At 62.5% G+C, this 17,978-nt stretch carries 17 protein-coding genes; 6 read left to right on the top strand and 11 right to left on the bottom strand.

The genetic code is table 11. From position 1 onward, the window contains the following. Positions 1–54 precede the first annotated feature (54 nt). The 5 genes from CFR76_RS12705 to CFR76_RS12725 form a co-directional block, all read right to left on the bottom strand. A complete protein-coding gene (locus tag CFR76_RS12705) occupies positions 55–1,125 on the bottom strand; it encodes a GMC family oxidoreductase N-terminal domain-containing protein (RefSeq protein WP_244191933.1) in 1,071 nt (356 codons plus the stop codon). A 62-nt stretch (positions 1,126–1,187) separates the two neighbouring features. Beyond that, a complete protein-coding gene (locus CFR76_RS12710) occupies positions 1,188–1,913 on the bottom strand; it encodes a gluconate 2-dehydrogenase subunit 3 family protein (RefSeq protein ID WP_110557376.1) in 726 nt (241 codons plus the stop codon). Between the two features lie 209 nt (positions 1,914–2,122). Further along, positions 2,123–3,310: an SMP-30/gluconolactonase/LRE family protein gene (locus CFR76_RS12715; RefSeq protein WP_244191934.1), complete on the bottom strand. Its 1,188-nt coding sequence runs from the start codon at positions 3,308–3,310 to the stop codon at positions 2,123–2,125. A gap of 96 nt (positions 3,311–3,406) precedes the next feature. After that, positions 3,407–4,777, bottom strand: coding sequence for an MFS transporter (locus CFR76_RS12720; RefSeq protein WP_110557378.1), 1,371 nt, complete (start codon positions 4,775–4,777; stop codon positions 3,407–3,409). A gap of 194 nt (positions 4,778–4,971) precedes the next feature. Beyond that, positions 4,972–5,880 carry a LysR family transcriptional regulator gene (locus CFR76_RS12725; RefSeq protein WP_110557379.1) on the bottom strand — a complete coding sequence of 303 codons (909 nt, stop codon included), beginning with the start codon at positions 5,878–5,880 and terminating at the stop codon, positions 4,972–4,974. 152 nt (positions 5,881–6,032) lie between these two features. On the opposite strand from CFR76_RS12725, the gene araD reads away from it, so the two are divergent. The 4 genes from araD (at position 6,033) to CFR76_RS12745 (ending at position 10,134) form a co-directional block, all read left to right on the top strand. Further along, positions 6,033–7,796, top strand: coding sequence for an L-arabinonate dehydratase (gene araD, locus CFR76_RS12730; protein ID WP_110557410.1), 1,764 nt, complete (start codon positions 6,033–6,035; stop codon positions 7,794–7,796). A gap of 177 nt (positions 7,797–7,973) precedes the next feature. Then, the gene (locus CFR76_RS12735) at positions 7,974–8,831 is read left to right on the top strand and encodes a DoxX family protein (protein ID WP_244191935.1); all 858 of its coding nucleotides are present in this window, start codon (positions 7,974–7,976) and stop codon (positions 8,829–8,831) included. Positions 8,832–9,103: 272 nt separating this feature from the next. After that, the gene (locus CFR76_RS12740) at positions 9,104–9,583 is read left to right on the top strand and encodes a GlcG/HbpS family heme-binding protein (RefSeq protein ID WP_110557380.1); all 480 of its coding nucleotides are present in this window, start codon (positions 9,104–9,106) and stop codon (positions 9,581–9,583) included. A 65-nt stretch (positions 9,584–9,648) separates the two neighbouring features. After that, positions 9,649–10,134 (top strand): GlcG/HbpS family heme-binding protein, encoded by a 486-nt coding sequence (locus tag CFR76_RS12745; RefSeq protein WP_025438346.1) that lies wholly within the window; start codon positions 9,649–9,651, stop codon positions 10,132–10,134. Between the two features lie 301 nt (positions 10,135–10,435). Here the strand turns inward: CFR76_RS12745 and CFR76_RS12755 are convergent, their stop codons facing one another. After that, complete coding sequence (locus tag CFR76_RS12755; RefSeq protein WP_244191936.1) at positions 10,436–11,752, bottom strand: carbohydrate porin; 1,317 nt, start codon at positions 11,750–11,752, stop codon at positions 10,436–10,438. Between the two features lie 296 nt (positions 11,753–12,048). Between CFR76_RS12755 and CFR76_RS18115 the strand changes: the two genes are divergently transcribed. Beyond that, positions 12,049–12,189, top strand: a complete 141-nt coding sequence (locus tag CFR76_RS18115) for a hypothetical protein (protein WP_167402135.1) — start codon at positions 12,049–12,051, stop codon at positions 12,187–12,189. Positions 12,190–12,252: 63 nt separating this feature from the next. Here the strand turns inward: CFR76_RS18115 and CFR76_RS18480 are convergent, their stop codons facing one another. From CFR76_RS18480 to CFR76_RS12775, 5 genes are all read right to left on the bottom strand, one after another. Continuing rightward, positions 12,253–12,525 carry a sugar phosphate isomerase family gene (locus CFR76_RS18480; protein WP_244191937.1) on the bottom strand — a complete coding sequence of 91 codons (273 nt, stop codon included), beginning with the start codon at positions 12,523–12,525 and terminating at the stop codon, positions 12,253–12,255. A 75-nt stretch (positions 12,526–12,600) separates the two neighbouring features. Beyond that, positions 12,601–12,798, bottom strand: coding sequence for a hypothetical protein (locus tag CFR76_RS18485; protein WP_244191938.1), 198 nt, complete (start codon positions 12,796–12,798; stop codon positions 12,601–12,603). Further along, positions 12,795–13,925, bottom strand: coding sequence for an anhydro-N-acetylmuramic acid kinase (locus tag CFR76_RS12765; protein ID WP_208623998.1), 1,131 nt, complete (start codon positions 13,923–13,925; stop codon positions 12,795–12,797). Before CFR76_RS12765 ends, CFR76_RS18485 begins: the two co-directional genes overlap by 4 nt. 141 nt (positions 13,926–14,066) lie before the next feature. Continuing rightward, positions 14,067–14,981 (bottom strand): N-acetylmuramic acid 6-phosphate etherase, encoded by a 915-nt coding sequence (locus CFR76_RS12770; protein WP_110557383.1) that lies wholly within the window; start codon positions 14,979–14,981, stop codon positions 14,067–14,069. 52 nt (positions 14,982–15,033) lie between these two features. Beyond that, a complete protein-coding gene (locus CFR76_RS12775) occupies positions 15,034–16,218 on the bottom strand; it encodes a serine hydrolase domain-containing protein (RefSeq protein WP_110557384.1) in 1,185 nt (394 codons plus the stop codon). A 279-nt stretch (positions 16,219–16,497) separates the two neighbouring features. Between CFR76_RS12775 and CFR76_RS12785 the strand changes: the two genes are divergently transcribed. Then, entirely contained in the window at positions 16,498–17,961 is a 1,464-nt protein-coding gene (locus tag CFR76_RS12785; RefSeq protein ID WP_110557386.1) for a sodium:solute symporter, read from the top strand. Positions 17,962–17,978: the final 17 nt, after the last annotated feature.

Raw genomic sequence — 17,978 nt, forward strand, 5'->3', positions numbered from 1 at the left:
ACACCCCGCCTGCATAAAGGTGACAGAAAAGGAATCACAACAGATTCATCTGCATCAAGCACAAAATTCAAGAACAGCAGATTTGTGGGTAACTGCAAGCCGGCCAACCACGCCCTGTCCCGATGCGACATCGTACGGCGTGCTGATGCCGGACAGCAGCAGCAGGCGCGTATTGTCCAGTGTAAAGGTGGCGGTGATGACAATATCGGCGGGCTGTTCGCCAATATTGCCGTCGGAATCAACGAACGTTACCCCGGTCGCCATCTTCCTGTCCGGCGTGGTGTTGATGCGGATGACCTCGCATTCCGTGACAACCGTGAAATTCGGGCGCTGCATCAGTACCGGCAGGATGCAGATATTGGGGCTGGACTTGGACCAGTTGCCGCAACCGTATAACTGGCAGTACCCGCAATAGGTGCATGGCGCCAGGTTCAGGCCCAGCGCATTTTTATACGGCGCGCCAATCATGGCCGATGGCACGGGAAAGGGATGGTAGCCCAGCCGGGTCGCCGCTTGTGCAAACAGCACGTTGGCGCGCGAGCGTTCCAGCGCGGGCGTGGGGTAGGGGGCGGTGCGTGATCCCTCGAACGGGTTGCCGCCGGGCTGGCGTTGCCCGTTGATGACACCGGCGGTGCCCGACGTGCCCGCGATCTTCTCGAACCGGTCATAGAAGGGTTCAAGGTCGTCATAGGTCACGCCCCAGTCCTGCAGGATCAGGCCATCGACCAGTTGTCCCGCGCCATAACGCTGCATGACATGGCTGTAGGGCTGGTGATCGAACGGCAGCCACCGCCAGCTTGCGCCCGCCCAGTGCGTGCCAGCCCCCCCTACGTTATTGCCCAGCGTCAGGTTGTGGTACTTGCGCATGGGCAGCGCGGTCTGGCCGGCCTTGTTGCGCACGGTATAGGTTTCGGTCACCGGAGCCTGCAGGATTTCCTTGCGCACGGACCCGCTGAGTTCATCCGGGTCGCGCGTGGTTGGAAAGCTGGTCGTGGTATCGCGCCATGCCCCGCGTTCGATCGCGACCACCTTCAGCCCCGCGCGGGTCAGTTCTTCCGCCATTGTGGAGCCGGACCAACCCAGCCCGACAATGACCACATCGGCCTTTGGCCTTTTGTAATTCATTCAGGTGCACCTTGGTTTTTATTATAATCGTGCTTCGCATCGCCATGCCGGGCATGGCGCGCTCAGGCGCGGCCCAGCAGGCTTACGGGGTGGACATCAATCTTCCTGCCCCGTTTTGATACGATCCAGTCGCGGTAGTCGTAAATCGCGCCGGGAAACCCGACCAGTTTCCAGCCCACCATGTCGCGGTTGCCGCCATACATGGGATCGGCCAGATAGCCTTCACGCACGTTCTGCAACAGCAGTACGAAGAACTGGTCGGATTTCAGGGTCTCGAAGGCAATCGCGCCACTTTCGATACCCTTGAGGAACGTGACTTTCTGTTCTTCGGACAGGTCAGCAAAGGACCTGTCGAATTTCGCATGCACGGCATGTTCGAATTCAACCAGGCCCCTACGGTAGATTTCCGCAGGCGTCATGATGCTCTGTGGTCCCTGCTGCGGCAGGCCCTCGACAACGGGGCCAAGCTTGTAATCCTTGGCCGCCGTGCCGTAGGGGCCAGCCAGCTGGTGGTCAAGGAAGGTCACGCAGCCGGCCTCGCTCGCCCCTATCCCCAGTTCATCAGCGGGGATCAGGACATCGAATATGGCCCCCACCAGTTTTGCCTCATCGGGTGTCAGGTACACCAGACGGCTGGCGTCAACCACCGATAGCGGCGGGGGCGGCGTGGCCCGCCACGCACCCGTGCCGCCAACATAGGTCCTGGAATAGGCCGGTCTGTATATGGAGGCCAGCGTGGAGGTCGCCATCAGCACCAGGCCGCCTTTTATTACGTCACGCCGCTTCATTACTGTTCTCTCCTGACTGGCATTGCCGCCATGGGGTGGGACGCGCGTGCAACGGGCCGTTTCCCTGCGGGACCATATTTCAGGTGCGCAGGCCACGGCACGCCAGAAAAGATCTGTTCGCACGGGATCTGTTCATTGGCGTTACTTTTCCCCGGTGGCATAGCCATGGGTAAACGTATCTGGTTGTTAATAATTACAGGGAAGGCGGATCACAAACTGCTCACCACACCACCCAGCTTTTGCCCGTCCAGCGTATCGGGCAGCGCGAAGCCAAGACTGATGAAGGGCAGTTTCACGGCATTGACGCCAGCATTGTTGCTGGGCAGGCGTTCTGTCTGCGCAACTGGCACCAGCATATGCCGGTCGGCCGTGATGAACAGGGCGTCACCGTCCACCAGGCGCGGATCTTCAAATAATGCAAGCTGCTTCTTTTCCGGCGTCAGGACGACAATCCGCCCGTGTTCGGCATCGGCATAGTACAGGTTGCCCAGCGTGTCGATGGCGGTGCCCATGATCGTCGGCAGGTCGATGACCGTCTCGATCCGCCCCGCCCGCTGGCCGTCGGTCAGGCTGGCATCCATCAGGACATCGGTCGGTATCCGCCGCAGCGGGCCGGACGGGGTGGAGAAATAGAACCATTTCCGGTCCGCCGTGATTTCCAGCATGTCCGAATGGACCAGTGGCCGCTTGCCATGGCTGTCGCGCAGGATATGCCCGTCGCGCCCGCGCAGCGGCTTGTCCGGCGTTGCGCGCAGCAGCGCGTGCTCCGACAGCCTGCGCACGGTTTCCCCACTGCGCATGTTATGGATGATGATGCCGCCCAGCCCTGAATCGGTCACGAACATGAGGTCGCCCGCAATGCGCAGGTCGTTCATGGCCGAACCCGGCGGCAGGATGTCATCGCCCCAGCGCAGGATTTGCAGTACCCTGCCATCGCGGGGGTCAAGCTGCACCAGCTTCTGCCCCCCCGGCACGGATGCGCCCCTGGTCGGGTCGATACCCTGATCGACGACCCATAATGTGTCATCGCTGAAGATATGCAGGCCATTGACCATGACAAAGGCATTGGTCGCATCGCCGCCCGGTTTCCATTCGTTCCAGCGCCCCCCCGGAAAAGGCTGGAGCGCGCCGCCGGACCCCACGCGGAACACGCTGGGTGTATCCGCCATAAGGTCCCATCGTGGCGCGCCAAGGAACAGGGTTCCGCCACGTGTCGCGGCCACCGCATTGCATAGATAGCGCGGGGAGGAAGCGATAACGGTCGCATGCACGGATGCCGCCCCGGCCCGTGGCATGCGGGCGGCCCCGAACCCCGCCAGCGCCAGCCCGCCGGCCAGCCCATGCAGGGCGGCACGCCGCGACAGGCCGTGGCCCATGGCATCGGTAATATGTGTCATGAAGATTTTCTCTTGCTTATTGTTTGTTATTACTTGTGTCTTTATTTATTCCATCTGTCGCTACACAATAAAGTGCAGGAAAGCGATGGAACCGATTCATGCCGGCAGGGTCAGGCGCCTGATCTTTCCAACCACGAACAGGTACAGCAGGATCGCCACAATGCAGTGGCCGGCCACAAACAGCAGCGCACCGTTATAGGATTTTGTTATTGCAACGATATAGCCGATCACGATCGGTGTGACGATTCCGGCGATATTGCCGATCCCGTTGAAAATGCCCGCGGCCAGGCCCGGCGTTTCCCTGGGGGCTATGTCAGAAATCACCGCCCAGCCAATGGCGGCGACACCCTTGCCAAAGAATGCAAGGGACATGATCAGCACGATCACCCACGCAGACTGGACAAAATTGCACAGGCAGATGGTGGATGCGATCGCCATGCCCACGACATAGGGCGTCTTGCGCGCGACATTTTCAGACCGCCCCCGGCGCAGCAGCAGGTCCGACAGCGCCCCGCCCGCAATCGCCCCCGCCAGCCCGCACAGTGCCGGCACGCTGGCCGCCAGCCCGGTCTGCGCCATGGACAGCCCGCGCGACTGATGCAGGTAAAGCGGGAACCACGTCAGGAAGAAATACAGGATGGCGGTAATGCAGTACTGCCCCCCGTACACGCCCACCAGCGTCCGGTCCGTCAGCATGAAGCGTATCTGCCGCCATGCCAGCTTCTTGCGCACCCGCATGGCGCGGTCGTCGATATCAACCAGCGCGCCGCCCGCGCGGATGAACGCAAGCTCGGCCGCATTGACGCCGGGATGGCCCGCGGGCGGGCGCATGCGCATGAGCCAGATCGTGGCAAGTGCTACCCCCGCGATTCCCATGACCGCAAAAATGTATTCCCAGCCGAACTGCTGGGTAATCCACCCCATGAGCGGCGCAAAGAACGCGACGGCGACATACTGCGCCGAATTGAAAATGGATGTCGCAAGGCCACGTTCCGCCGTCGGGAACCAGCTTGACACGATGCGGCTGTTGGCGGGAAAGGTCGGGGCCTCCACCAGTCCCAGCCCGGCCCACAGCACGAACAGCACGGGAAAGGCGATGGCGTGCGGGACATGGCCCACGCCCGCGATCAGCAGCGTGCACACCGACCACGCCAGCAGGCTTGCACCATAGACGCGAATGGACCCGAAGCGGTCCAGCAGCCAGCCGCCGGGCACCTGGTTCATGACATAGGCCCAGCCGAAGGCGGAAAAGATGTACCCCATGGTCACCGGGGTCAGGCCGAGATCGTGCGAGATGGATGACCCCGCGATGCCCAGCGTCGCGCGATCCCCATAATTGATCGCCGTGATGATGAACAGGAATGCAAGGACATTGTAGCGGACGGCGGTGCGCGGGGCGGTACGGGACGCGCCCGCGGCGATCGGCGCATGTGTGGCGGTGGGGCCTGCGGTTGGCCCTCTTGTCATGGTCACCCTGTTTTCTCCCTCGATACGCTGACCGGCGCGGCGGGAGCGGGGTTACGCCCGGCCACCGTGCGACCGCACCGGGTCCTGTGCGCAAGGGAACGCGGGAAGGCGGCGGGAAGTCCAAATCAAACTGCGCATGGATTGATGCGCGGGCGGCATCACCCGCGGGGCCATCGCGGTGCGGCCGCGTCCCGTCAGGGCGGGGGCTGGTCCCGTGCGTCGGTGATCCGGTCAACGATGGTCATGACATTGCCCAGCACCGGGCTGGCATCATGCGCGCGGTGGACCATGAACAGTTCGGCCATGATGGCCTCGCCAAACGCCAGCGGGCGGTAGATGACATTTTCGATACCAAGCCGCGACGCCGATTCCGGGATCAGGGCGATGCCCATCCCGGTCCTGACCATGGACAGCAGGGCATGGATCTGGGTCAGGTGATGGACCAGGCGCGGCCGGATATGCGCGCTGACCAGCAGGCGCTGCACAAGGTCGTGAAAATAACCGCTGCCCAGGATCGAATACATGATCAGGTCCTGCCCCTCCATGTCCGCGGGCGTCAGCCTGTCGCACGCGACCAGGGGGTGATCGTGGGGCAGGGCGGCCACCATGGGTTCGGCCCGGACCCTGCGGGCGCGGGTTTCCTTTGCCTCGAACGGCGGGCGGATGAAGGCCAGGTCGATCCGGTGGGAGGCCAGGGCCGCGATCTGGTCGCGTGTGACCATCTCCTCCAGCGTAAGTTCGATGTCAGGATACGCCGCCCGCAGCCCGTGGATCAGCCGGGGCAGGAAGTCGTAGCTGCTGGAGGGCGTGAACCCGATCGCGACCTGCCCCAGCGCGCCGCGCCGCGCCCGGCGGGCCAGAAGGACCGCGTCTTGCGCGCTGCGTAGCAGGCGGCGGGCTTCGGGCAGGAAGATCGCGCCAGCCGGCGTAAGCCGGACGCTGCGGCTGTTGCGTTCCAGCAGTTCAACGCCCAGCGCGTGTTCCAGCAGTTGCACCTGCCGGCTCAGCGGTGGCTGGGTCATGTTCAGCCGCACTGCCGCGCGGCCGAAATGCAGTTCCTCCGCCACCGTGACAAAACACCGGACCTGCGTGAGCTGAAGCATTGATATCAATCCTGTCTCAATCCATGCCGTATCTAATCTGGACACCCCGGAACTGTCTTGCCCTAACTGCGGTAACAAACACCCTTGTTATCAGGCCATTGTGACCGGGCAGGGCATGCAGGGAGAACACAGGCATGACGGAAGACGCCGGGATGCGCCCAGAGGGCGGGAATACGGCAGGGCAGGCGAAACGCAGGCTGCGCAGCGAGCGGTGGTTCGGCCCCGCCGACCTGCGCAGCTTCGGCCATCGTTCCCGCGCGATGCAGATGGGCTATGACCCGCAGGACTGGGCGGGCAAGCCCGTCATCGCCATCCTGAACACATGGTCGGACATCAATCCATGCCACATGCATTTCCGCCAGCGTGTGGAGGATGTGAAGCGGGGCATACTGGAAGCGGGCGGATTTCCCATGGAGCTTCCCGCCATCTCGCTGTCCGAAAATTTCATGAAGCCCACCACCATGCTGTACCGCAACATGCTGGCGATGGAGGCGGAGGAACTGCTGCGCGCCTACCCCGCCGATGGCGCGGTCCTGATGGGCGGATGCGACAAGACCACGCCCGGCCTGCTGCTGGGGGCGACCAGCATGGATATCCCGGCCATCTATGTGCCCGCAGGCCCCATGCTGCGCGGGAACTGGCAGGGCAGGACACTGGGTTCGGGGTCGGATTCATGGAAATACTGGGATGAACTGCGCGCGGGCAGGATCACGCCCGAGGACTGGCAGGGGGTCGAGGCCGGGATCGCGCGCAGTGCCGGCACCTGCATGACCATGGGCACGGCCAGCACCATGACCGCCATTGCCGAGGCGATCGGCCTGTCCCTGCCGGGGGCCAGTTCCATCCCGGCGGTGGATTCCAACCACATCCGCATGGCCAAGAGTTCGGGGCGGCGGATTGTCGATATGGTGTGGGAAGACCTGAAACCATCGAAAATCCAGACCCGTGCCGCCTTTCGCAACGCCATTGCGGTGGCCATGGCCATGGGGTGTTCGACCAACGCCATCATACATGTGATCGCCATGGCGCGGCGCGCGGGCGTTGACATCGGGCTGGATGATTTCGACCGCGCCAGCCGCGAGGTCCCGGTCATCGCCAATGTCAGGCCGACGGGCACGACCTACCTTATGGAGGATTTCTACTACGCTGGCGGGATCGCGGCGCTGATGAACCGGATTTCCGGCTTCCTTGACCTGGACTGCCTGACGGTGACGGGCCGCAGCGTGGGGGAGAACATCCGCGATGCGAAGGTCTGGAACGATGATGTCATAAGGCCGCTGGACCAGCCGATGTTCACGGGGGACGCCGGCGGCGCGCTGACGGTCCTGCGTGGCAACCTTGCCCCCGATGGCTGCGTGATGAAGCCGGCGTGCTGTGACCCGAAATTCCACAAGCACAGGGGGCCGGCGCTGGTGTTTGACGACTATCCCACCATGAAGAAGGCGCTGGATGACGAAACGCTGGACGTGACCCCCGATCATGTCCTCGTGCTGCGCAATGCCGGCCCGCTGGGTGGTCCGGGCATGCCGGAATGGGGAATGCTGCCAATGCCCAGGCGCCTGGTCAAGGAAGGCTACCGTGACATGCTGCGCCTGTCCGATGCGCGGATGAGTGGCACCAGCTACGGCGCCTGCATCCTGCATGTCGCCCCCGAAAGCTATGTCGGTGGGCCGCTGGCGCTGCTGAAGACGGGGGATATCATCGCGGTGGACGTGGCGGCGCGTTCGGTCAACATGGAAGTGCCCGAGGCGGAACTGGCGCGCCGCCGCGCGGCATGGACACCACCCGCGCCGCGTTACGGGCGTGGATATGGCTGGATGGCGGCCCATCACATGCGCCAGGCGAATGAAGGGTGTGACTTCGACTTCCTGCAGACCGATTTCGGCCCCCCGGTGCCCGAGCCGGTTATTTATTGACCGCGCCCGCGAACCCGACCCGCCGTTTCGATCGTTCAGCATGCATGACGCAGGAATGGAGGCAGCAAGACAGGTGACAGGCCGGGCGGGCACATGACCCTGCCCAAGGCCCGGAATGACTGCAACACGGTTCGACACCCGTCAAAGAAGAAAAACAACATGTACATGAAGTCGGATATGATCCCACCGTCATTCGCGGTATTGCGGCCGCGCTTTGTGCCTTACTGGCTGTTGTGGCTGGCGCTGGCGGCCACGACAGCCGCCATGGTCTATTCGTCCTTTATCGTGCCGGTGATACCGGACCTTGCCTGCCTGTCCACCATCGGGCTGGATGGCCTTGCGCTGGCTGTCACGGTCGCGGTGATGCCGCGGAATTTCGTGGTGGGTTTCCTTGCCTCGCTCCTGCCGTTCGTCATTAGCTGGCGGGTGGCGGCCATCCATGGGTCGGTGCCGGGCATGGCCTGTTCCACGGCCACGTTCATCATCTATCTTTTGCTGTATGCGGACTGCATGGCCCATGACTGGAAGGCATACGGTATTGGTGGATGGAACAGCCACCTGCAATGGCAGACGGCGTTACTGCGCATATATTTCGGTTTCGACATGGTCGGGCATTTTTCCGAAAAACTTTTTGCGGGAATCAGCTCGTTCCATCACATGGAACAGGTCTTTGTCAGCTTCGGCTTTCCGCCGGACGGGCAGGCCGTCATTATTGGTGGATTATGTGAACTGTCGGTGGCGATTGGCGTGGGGATGGGCTTCATGACCCGCCTGGCCGGAATTGGCGGGGCGGCCTATTACCTGATTGCCAACCATTACGGCCAGCATTTCGATGATGGATTTACCTGGAACAATGCCCCCGTTGGCGGTTGGGAATACCCGATGCTGATGATTGTCGCCTTCGCCAGTTTTTCGATTGCCGGGGCGGGCAAGTTCTCGATTGATGGCTGGCTGATCGACCGTGGCCTGATGCCCGGATTCCTGCTGCCACTCTGTGTATCCGCGTCCCCGGATCATATGGAGCGTGATATCTGAAACGGGTGGCGGCAACGCCATTCAATACTTGTTCCGTCCCTTTTGTTTTTTAAAAACGGATGGAATGATTTATCACATGCACGCGATTTATTAATTGTTATTTGTATGTGCGTAAAAAACCGTAATAGAATGTCCCGTGCGGTATGACATGGGTTCTATCGTGCAATCTGAACTGAACGACGCCTTCATTGTCCCTGCATGGGCCGGTCCGGCCGGACAGGAAGCGTCGTCAGGGGTTCAATAATAACATTGAGAATAAGGTAACCCTTGAAATGAAGCATCTGCTTAAAGTCCTTGCGGTGCTGGCGTCATGCGCGACCCCCGCATTTGCGCAGCCGTCATCCTCCTCTACCGCGCCGCAGCTCAACATCACGACCGATGCGGCGATGGATATGGCGCATTATGCGGTTGGCCTGGCGGAAAACCGGCATCTCAAGCTGTGCATAGCGGTTGAGGATACGGATGGAAACCTGGTGGCCTTCATCCGCATGCAGGGCGCCTATGCCGGCTGCGTGGAGGCTTCGATCGCCAAGGCGAAATCGGCGGCACGGTTCGCCCGCAATACGATCGAGTTCTTTGACGCCGTGCGCACACAGAACCTGCCCATCGGCTTTGTCCCCGGTATCCTGCCATCAGCGGGTGGCGCGGTTTTCAAGCAGGGTGACGTGGTCGTCGGCAGTATCGGCACCAGCGGCGACACCAATGAAAACGAACAGGCGCTTGTTGTCGATACGGCCAAGCACTTCCACTGAGACGGACCTTAAATGGTCCCCGGTACAAAACAGAATATCCAGACAAACTTGCATCAGGATTTCCCATGAAAATCAGACATATCGGGCCGCTGGCCATTCTGGCATGCCTTCCTGCGCTTGGCGCGGCGCATGCGGATGACGCCAAGCTGCTGACCCGCCCGCAGCTCAGTAACGCCGGTGCGAAAAGCCTGCTGAACGCAGCCGAGGAGGAGGCGCGACAGAAGGGCATGCAGGTCAGTATCGCGGTGGTGGATGCATCGGGCAGGCTGCTGGCCTTCACCCGCATGGATGATTCACAGACCGGAACGGACGAGACAGCCATAAAGAAGGCCCGGACCGCCGCGCTGTACCATTCACCGGGCAAGGTGCTGGCCCAGCGTATCAGCCAGAATCAGGCGTTCCTTGCAACATTGCCCGGCATTACGGCCGTGCCCGGGTCCTGCCCGGTCATGAGTGGCAAATACCTGATCGGGGCGGTGGGGGTCAGTGGGGCCACGGATGATCTGGATAATGCGGTCGCGACCGATACGGCAACCGGGTTTCATTCATAGGATAGATCAGGCCAGGTAATACCGGATATTTCCAGACATCAAAAAATACAGGCCATTCTTCCACTTAACAGGAAGATGGCCTGTATTGTCTTATTTGAAAGGCAGGAGGAAATAATAAAAAAGCACTTATGACAGGCTGAACATGCAGGAAAATCATGTAATCCATGTCAAGGGACTGGTCCAGGACCTGCCTGCAAATCATGACAGGGCTTTTTCAAAAGGCTTCAGGGAACGCCGCCTTTTTGAAAACAGGCGGCACACGAAACCCTTTGTTATTTTGGCGGCAGGGGGTGAAATAGTCCTAGAAGGTAAATCCTGTTTTCATGCCGACGACCGTTACCAGGTCGCGCTGGGTATAACCGCCCGGATTGATCCAGAACTGGACGTTTGGCTCGATATAGACCCATGACCTGAACTGGATTGTATAATCTGTTTCAATGGCAAATTCGGAATCCCGTCGCGGTCCCTTTTTACCGGCCTGGTACCACTCCAGCGTTGCAAGGCGCGAATTGACGTGATTGGTGCCAAAGGCAAGGGTCACGGCGTCATGCCTGCGCCATGGCAGTCCAAGATAACGCAGGCTGCCTGTTACCTGCGATGAAACGGGGCTGGTTTCCTTATCAACCATGGTCAGCGTGACATAGGCGGTCAGCCCCTGGAGGACGACCGGGTCCTGCCCGGGTTTTTCGCTGAAGGTACCCGTCAACTGCTGCTGGAACCATAGGTACCCGCCATGCGAACTGGCCCGTTCCAGCATGGGCAATCCGCCGGTTACAGCGGGCTGTCCATTGGTTGCCAGCAGGATATCCGGTGCGCTGGCGGTATTGACCCACCCGCCAATACGATAAACGCCCGGATAGTGGTGCGCGCCCATATGCAGGCGTAACCCGGTTTCGAACGGCAGCAGGGCGCCGGTGGCCCCGTGGACGTATCCAAGGAAGAACTTGTTATCAAGGTTGCGCATGTTCTGTTCATACGCACCGGCCTGCAGGTACCACAGGGGGCTGTTATATTTAAGGTAGCCGCCCCAGGTGCTGACAGGCCAGTTCAGCCAGCGGTTGCCATCCATGTTTCCCGTTGTCGCGCCGCAGAAATAGTTGACCATGGTCAGGCAGGGCACATTGTCAAAATCGGCGCCGGTTGGCAGGCGACCGATCTTGAAACTGAAGTGGTCGCCCAGTTTCTGGTTATACCATAACCCGGTCAGCCGGGTGGTCTGCCCGCGTCCCCACACTTCCTGTGGCTGTTGCAGGGTATACAGGCCCGCCCGTGTAATCAGGTTGCTGCCCCAGCGGCTGGTAAAGGTGAAATTGAAGGTCGCCCCTTTCCATTTCACCAGTTTTTCCGCATCGATATCCATGATCGCCGCGATCTGGTTGGTTTCGGCCGCGGTGCGCCGGTCGCCGCCGGTCGTATTCCCGGCGGTTTCGTTGGTCCATGTCGCAGCCAGGTCTATTCCCCTGTCGCGCAGCCAGGTCCTGTAACCGCCCCAGTCCCCCGTCATGGTCGATGCCGGGTGCTGGGCGCTGTTGCGCAGGGCGTAACTGGCGTCATTGCCCTGGTTTCCGTTGAAAACACTATTGGCGGGCGCTTCCTGCGCGCCGAAAACCACATACATGGAAAAACCGAAATACAGTATCGGAAATCTTCCACATCGATGCGTAAAATATTTCATTGTACGGCCACTGATATATTATTGGTTTTATTTATGTGGCGATTAAACGAATTTATACGGATACAGTTTTTTGTTTCATATATTAATTTATTGTGCGTCGGGGTGTTTGGTTTTTGACCTGTATTTTTTAAGAAACATTATGTGCGGAATTGCGTTCCCGCCCGTCTCCGGGTGCGTGCTGGGAAAATTTTTCCTGCCGGACCGTAACATGCCGGTGTCCGGTTTTTCAGTAAGGGAGCATGCCAGAAATCCGCCTGCAAACTGGCCTGCGGATCACGCGGGAGTTTCTGGTGAGCTTTTTTCAAAAAAGCGGCGTTCTTTCGAAGCTTTTGCAAAAAGCTTCACTAAAAACTTCTTTTAATTTTAAAGCGCTATCATGAGCTGACTTTTCAAGCAGTCTCTTAAGGGAATGCCGTTTTTTCAAAAAGGCGGCCTTTTGTCAGTCAGTGACGGGGCGGGATGTATGCCGCCATCCATCGGCATGCCTCCGACAGGTCCATCGCCGCATCTTCATCCGGTATGAATGTGCAGTCAGGGTGGAAATGCAGCGCCGAGGCGCTGGTCATGGGGGAAATCGCCCCTTCGATCACGCGGGCAAAGATCGCAGCCTTGCCGGGACCTGTCGCCAGCAGGGCCGCGTGCCTGGTGTCCAGAACTGTCCCGACACCCACGGTCAGCGCATGGCGCGGCACATTGTCCGGGCAACCACCAAACATTTCCGCGTTCTGGGCACGCGTGGCGGGGCAAGCCTGACACGGCGGGTGCGCGACGCGAAGGAGGAAAGAGGTTCGTTAAAACCGATATGGCCGGTATGACCGATCCCAAGCAGTTGCAGGTCGATACCGCCTGCGGCACGGATTGCGGTTTCGTATCGTGCGCCCGGTTGCAAGCCCCGGCACGGCTGCCGGGTTGCGCGCGCGGCACATGTACAGCATGTCCGCCACATGGGCGCAGGCCGTGTTCCGGTCCGGCGCGATGACAAGTTTCATGGACGCCTCCTGCTGGATGCATAAATCCACGCCGGCACGGGCATAAGGCCCGCGCAGGTCAGGCGACCACCGGACAGGCCACCCGGCCCGCCCGTGATGGTGGGCGCGGATAGCGGCAGCCCGCGCACGCTGCGCGCGGCAAGGAAGCCGAAACATTGCGCCTCCAGCGCATCGCCGTTCCAGCCAAGGTGGTCCACTTCCATGACCGGGACGCCCAGCGCCGCCTGCAATCCCTGCATCAGGACAGGGTTATGCCGCCCCCCGCCACAGACATACCAGCGTACGGGCCGTGCGGGCAGGGGCGTGCGCCGGACGGCCTCAATGGTAAAGGCGGCCAGTGTCGCCGCGCCATCGGCCGGGGTGCAGGCGGCCACGCGGTCAAGGGCCGTGGCGAAATGCTGGCGATCCAGTGATTTGGGGGCAGGGCGGGCAAAATAGGGATCGGCCAGCAACCGCTCCACAATGGCCCGGTTGGCCGTGCCCGCGCGCGCCAGTCGTCCGTCAGTGTCGCAAGCCGTGCCGGTATGGCGCATGGCCCAGTCATCCAGCAGGGCATTGCCCGGCCCGGTATCACAGGCATGGATCGTATGATCCGCGTCGATGAACGTGACATTCGCAACGCCGCCGATATTCAGCACGGCAACCGGCCCCGGAACGTCATGCAGCAGGGCTGCGTGAAACCATGGCGCCAGTGGCGCGCCTTCGCCGCCCGCCGAGACATCAGCGCTGCGGAAATCATGGACGACAGCCAGCCCTGTCGCGCGTGACAGCACGGCGGCATCGCCAATCTGCCATGTCATGCGGCGGTCCGGCGCATGCAGGATGGTCTGGCCATGGAACCCGATCAGGTCGATATCCGGCACAAGGGCGTGTAACCGCCGCACCGCGTCGATGTGATGGCGGGTGATCTCAAGCTCGACCGCCTTCAGTTCCGGATCATCGGGCGACAGGGCGGGCGCATGGTCGAGGATACGGCGCGCGCGCTGGCGCAGGGCAGCGGCATAGGGCAGGCTGATATCCGGCCCGGCCCCGGCGATCCGCTCACCATCGGTGTGGATCACGGCGGCGTCCACGCCATCAAGTGACGTGCCGCTCATAAGGCCAATGACCGTAAGCATGGGCTTCATGCCTGACCCCCGATATCCTGAATCCCGCTGCGTCATCATAAGGATCGACGCGATGGAATGAAAATAGGATGACGCTGCCGCGCTATGCCTGCGTGGCCCGGATGTGGACAGGCCGCGCCCGAAAACATTTGGGGTTTTCTGTCACTTGCGGGCCGCAAGGACCGAACGCAGGTTGCCGCCATGCGCCGCAAGCACTGCCTCGACCTGATCGGCGGGAATGCCCGAACAGATCATGACGGCGCGCTTGACATTGAACCCCGTTGCCTCCAGCGCCTGTTGCGCCCTGTGTTCGGTACTGCCGGTCAGGTTGCGGACCATGCGGCATGCCCTGTCGCGCAGCTTGGCGTTGACGACCCGCATGTCCACCATCTGCCCGCGATAGGCATGGCCCATACGGATCATGAGTGTTGTGGAAATCAGGTTCAGGGTGGCTTTCTGCGCGGTGCCGGCCTTAAGCCGCGTGGACCCGGAAATGACTTCCGGCCCCGTCACCGCCGCAATGCCCTGTTCCGCCACGTCCAGCAGCCTGCCGCCGCGATTGCATGCAATGCCGATGGTCAGGCTGCCCGCGGCGCGCGCGGCCATGATCGCGGCGCAGGTATAGGGGGTGGACCCGCTGGCCGCGATGCCCAGCACCACGTCATCCGGGCCGGGGGCGTGGGCCAGCATGTCCGCGCGCGCCACGTCCTCGCGGTCCTCGGCGCCTTCCGCCGCCTGGTACACGGCGTCATTGCCCCCTGCCAGCAGCAGCACAAGCCGCCCCGGTTCCCAGCCGAAGGTGGGCAGCAGTTCCACCCCGTCCTGCATACCGATGCGCCCCGACGTGCCCGCGCCGACATAGAACAGCCGCCCCCCCGCCAGAAGCCGGGGCAGGGCGCTGCCCACCGCGCGTTCCAGTTCCGGTGTCGCGGCGCGGACGGCGGCGATGGCGCTCATCTGTGATTCCACCAGCGCCTCCAGCACCGAGGCGACGGGCCAGATATCCACATCCGCATAGCGCGGGTCCTGTCCTTCTGTCGCAATGGGGGGGATGGGCGTGCTGCTGTTCGGGGTCATGTAGCCTGACTTGCTGTAAATTAAAGACAATGCATTCTTTCTACGCGGCCCCTCAGCCCCGTGACGGGATCAGCGCAAGGGCCGCCACTGTCGCCACATCATGGCGCAGCCGCACGACGTTGCCACGCCCATCGGGATGCAGGCGGCTGGTCAGGATCACGACATAGCTGTCGCTACCCGGGTCCAGCCACAGCGACGTGCCGGTAAAGCCGGTATGGCCAAAGGACCCTACGGGAAACCGGTCCCCCCGCACGGAGGAATAATGCGTGGCGATGTCCCACCCCAGCCCGCGCAGGTCGGTCTTGCCCTGTGGCTGCTGCGGGGCCGTCATCAGCATGAGTGTGTCCGCCCGCAGCGGATAGGCGGATGGCCTGCCCGCGCGGCGGTCCAGCAGGGCCTGTGCGTACAGGCACATGTCACTGGCGGTGGAAAACAGGCCCGCATGCCCTGCAACCCCGCCCATGCGCCGGGCCGAGGGGTCATTGACCCGCCCACGCAGCATCTGGCCGTGTTCATCGGCCTGGGTGGGGGCGATGCGCGCGGACCATGTATCGGGCGGCATGAACCGTGACTGCCGCAGCCCCAGCGGTGCGAGGATGAAGCGCGTGGCATAGGCGTCCAGCGCCATGCCGGAAAGTTTTTCCACCACGAAACCCAGCGTGATGAAGTTGATGTCGCTGTATATGAACCCGCTGCCCGGCGGCCGCGTGGGGGCGGCCTGCATGGTCAGGTCGAAGGCGGCGTCATGTCCCTGCCACGGGCGGGTCAGGTCCAGGTCGGGCGGCAGGCCGGAATAATGGGTCAGCAGGTGCCGGATGGTAATGGTGGATTTCCCCGCGGCGGCGAATTGCGGCAGGTAGCGTGAAACCGGGTCATCCAGCCCGAACCGGCCCTGTTCCCACAACTGCATGATGCAGGGCGCGGTAATGACCGGCTTGGTCAGGGATGCCATGTCGAACACCGTGTCCCATGTCATGGCCTCGGGCGCGGGGGTGACGGCGCGCCTGCCATACACGGCCCGGTGCACGACCTGCCGGTCGTGGCCTATGGCGCAGACAACGCCGGGCGCTTCCCCCTGCGCCACGGCCTGTTGCAACCGGCGGTCCACGGCGCGCATGTCCGGTGCGGGCGGTTGCCCCCCCTGCGCAGGCGGGGCGCAGGCGGTCAGGGTCGCGGCCCCTGCCAGCATCAGGGCATGACGGCGCATCAGCCGGGGGGCGGCTGGAAAAACATGCATGTTGCAAACGATCCGTTGAAAGGCGACATGCCAGATGCCTGATCCATGAACGATACCACCATCCCCGCTGGCATGACAACGGCCCCTGCCGCCCGGCGACCCGGCGGCGACAGGCTGCATGACGGCGGGAAAAGGCCCGCTGGCCCCGGTGGCATGGCAGGCCGCGCCGGGCCTGCGCGCGGGGTGGGGGCAGGGCCGGCCCGGTTTCGGGCGGACTGGCCCTTTCCCATGGGAATGTCCAGGCCATATAGTGTGCCTTCATGACGTGGTGGAGCCGGTATGTCCGCAATTGCCCTCTCGATTATCTGCATCTACTGCCTGGGCCTGCCCCTTGTCGCGTTCGCCCTGTCGGGGCGGCAGGGTTCCGTTTCCACCTATGTCGGCGGCGGGCACGACCTGCCGTGGTGGGCCATCTGCCTGTCCCTTGTCGCGACGGAAACCTCCACCCTGACCATCATCAGCATACCCGGCGTCGCCTATGGCGGCGGCATGGTGTTCGTGGGGCTGGGGGTGGGGTATGTCATCGGGCGCGCGCTGGTGGCGTGGCTGTTCCTGCCGCATTATTTTTCCGGGCGCGCGGGCAGCGTGTACCAGTATCTGGGCCAGCGTTTCGGGCAGGCGATGGAGCGTACCGTATCCATCACCTTCCTGGCCACGCGTGTGCTGGCCGAAGGGATCAGGCTGTTCGCCGGCATGCTGCCGGTCGCGGCCATCCTGTCCGCCATGGAAGTGCCGCTGCCGCAATGGCTGGTCATGGTGGTGATTGCCGGGCTGACGCTGGGGTACACGATGCTGGGCGGCCTGCGGGCCGTGGTCTGGTCCGATGCGATACAACTGGGCGTTTACGTGGCGGGAACGATGGCCTGCATCGCATTGCTGTACCATCATGCAACGGACCTGCAGATCCATATGCTGCGCCATTCCAACAGGTTTCACCTGTTCCACAGGTCCCGCCTGTATTTCCTCGATCCCTACACGCCATGCGCCGCCATGATCGGTGGGGCGATCATGGCCATGGCGTCGCACGGCACGGACCAGCTTCTGGTGCAGCGCGTGCTGGCGGCGCGCAGCCTGGCGGATGCCAGAAAGGCGCTGGTGGGCAGTGGTGTCCTGGTCGGCTGCCTGTTTGCCATGCTGTCGCTGGTGGGCATGCTACTCTGGGCGCGCAACGATGAAAAATCGCTTGCCGCCATGGGGCTGCCGGCGTCGGATGCGCTGTTTCCGGATTTCATCGCGCATGGCCTGCCGCAGGGGCTGACGGGACTGCTGGTTGCGGGCCTGCTGAGTGCGACGATGGGATCGCTTTCCGCAACCCTCAACGCCATGGCCAGCGCGACATTGCTGGATTTTGCCGCGCCCTGCCGGGCCGTGGCGCGGTGGATGCGCCTGTCCCCGCTGGGCTTCGCGCGGCTGGTGACCGTGCTGTGGGCCATCATGCTGGTGCTGGCGGCGCTTGGGTTCGCCCGCAGCCATGGCCCGGCGGTGGTGTTCGGCCTGTCGGTGGCGTCATGCGCCTATGGGCCGATGCTGGGGGCTTTCGCATTCGCCATGTTCGACCGGCAGGCGGACGGACGCGACGTGCTGCCCGCGTTCATCATGGCGCTGGCGGTCATGTGCGGGGCCATGATGTTCTGGCGGCCCCATGGCCAGGCCATCGCCTTTACGTGGCTGGTGCCGCTGGGCGGCGCCATCATGCTGGCCTGCGTGTGGCTCATGCGCGGCATCCGGCGGGGACGGGCCTGACCCGGCCCCGCCCTGCC

The sequence above is a fragment of the Komagataeibacter swingsii genome, assembly GCF_003207895.1.
GTDB lineage: Bacteria > Pseudomonadota > Alphaproteobacteria > Acetobacterales > Acetobacteraceae > Komagataeibacter > Komagataeibacter swingsii.

What these genes read in the sequence shown, in the direction of transcription:
- CFR76_RS12755 (WP_244191936.1), bottom strand. Translation starts at nt 11,752, where the DNA reads ATGTATGTGGTTTTCGGCGCGCAGGAAGCGCCCGCCAATAGTGTTTTC.
- CFR76_RS12725 (WP_110557379.1), bottom strand. Translation starts at nt 5,880, where the DNA reads ATGCTTCAGCTCACGCAGGTCCGGTGTTTTGTCACGGTGGCGGAGGAA.
- CFR76_RS18485 (WP_244191938.1), bottom strand. Translation starts at nt 12,798, where the DNA reads ATGAAACTTGTCATCGCGCCGGACCGGAACACGGCCTGCGCCCATGTG.
- CFR76_RS18115 (WP_167402135.1), top strand. Translation starts at nt 12,049, where the DNA reads ATGCCAGAAATCCGCCTGCAAACTGGCCTGCGGATCACGCGGGAGTTT.
- CFR76_RS12710 (WP_110557376.1), bottom strand. Translation starts at nt 1,913, where the DNA reads ATGAAGCGGCGTGACGTAATAAAAGGCGGCCTGGTGCTGATGGCGACC.
- CFR76_RS12785 (WP_110557386.1), top strand. Translation starts at nt 16,498, where the DNA reads ATGTCCGCAATTGCCCTCTCGATTATCTGCATCTACTGCCTGGGCCTG.
- CFR76_RS12745 (WP_025438346.1), top strand. Translation starts at nt 9,649, where the DNA reads ATGAAAATCAGACATATCGGGCCGCTGGCCATTCTGGCATGCCTTCCT.
- araD (WP_110557410.1), top strand. Translation starts at nt 6,033, where the DNA reads ATGCGCCCAGAGGGCGGGAATACGGCAGGGCAGGCGAAACGCAGGCTG.
- CFR76_RS12765 (WP_208623998.1), bottom strand. Translation starts at nt 13,925, where the DNA reads ATGAAGCCCATGCTTACGGTCATTGGCCTTATGAGCGGCACGTCACTT.
- CFR76_RS12770 (WP_110557383.1), bottom strand. Translation starts at nt 14,981, where the DNA reads ATGACCCCGAACAGCAGCACGCCCATCCCCCCCATTGCGACAGAAGGA.
- CFR76_RS12775 (WP_110557384.1), bottom strand. Translation starts at nt 16,218, where the DNA reads ATGCATGTTTTTCCAGCCGCCCCCCGGCTGATGCGCCGTCATGCCCTG.
- CFR76_RS12740 (WP_110557380.1), top strand. Translation starts at nt 9,104, where the DNA reads ATGAAGCATCTGCTTAAAGTCCTTGCGGTGCTGGCGTCATGCGCGACC.
- CFR76_RS12715 (WP_244191934.1), bottom strand. Translation starts at nt 3,310, where the DNA reads ATGACACATATTACCGATGCCATGGGCCACGGCCTGTCGCGGCGTGCC.
- CFR76_RS12735 (WP_244191935.1), top strand. Translation starts at nt 7,974, where the DNA reads ATGATCCCACCGTCATTCGCGGTATTGCGGCCGCGCTTTGTGCCTTAC.
- CFR76_RS12720 (WP_110557378.1), bottom strand. Translation starts at nt 4,777, where the DNA reads ATGACAAGAGGGCCAACCGCAGGCCCCACCGCCACACATGCGCCGATC.
- CFR76_RS12705 (WP_244191933.1), bottom strand. Translation starts at nt 1,125, where the DNA reads ATGAATTACAAAAGGCCAAAGGCCGATGTGGTCATTGTCGGGCTGGGT.
- CFR76_RS18480 (WP_244191937.1), bottom strand. Translation starts at nt 12,525, where the DNA reads ATGTTTGGTGGTTGCCCGGACAATGTGCCGCGCCATGCGCTGACCGTG.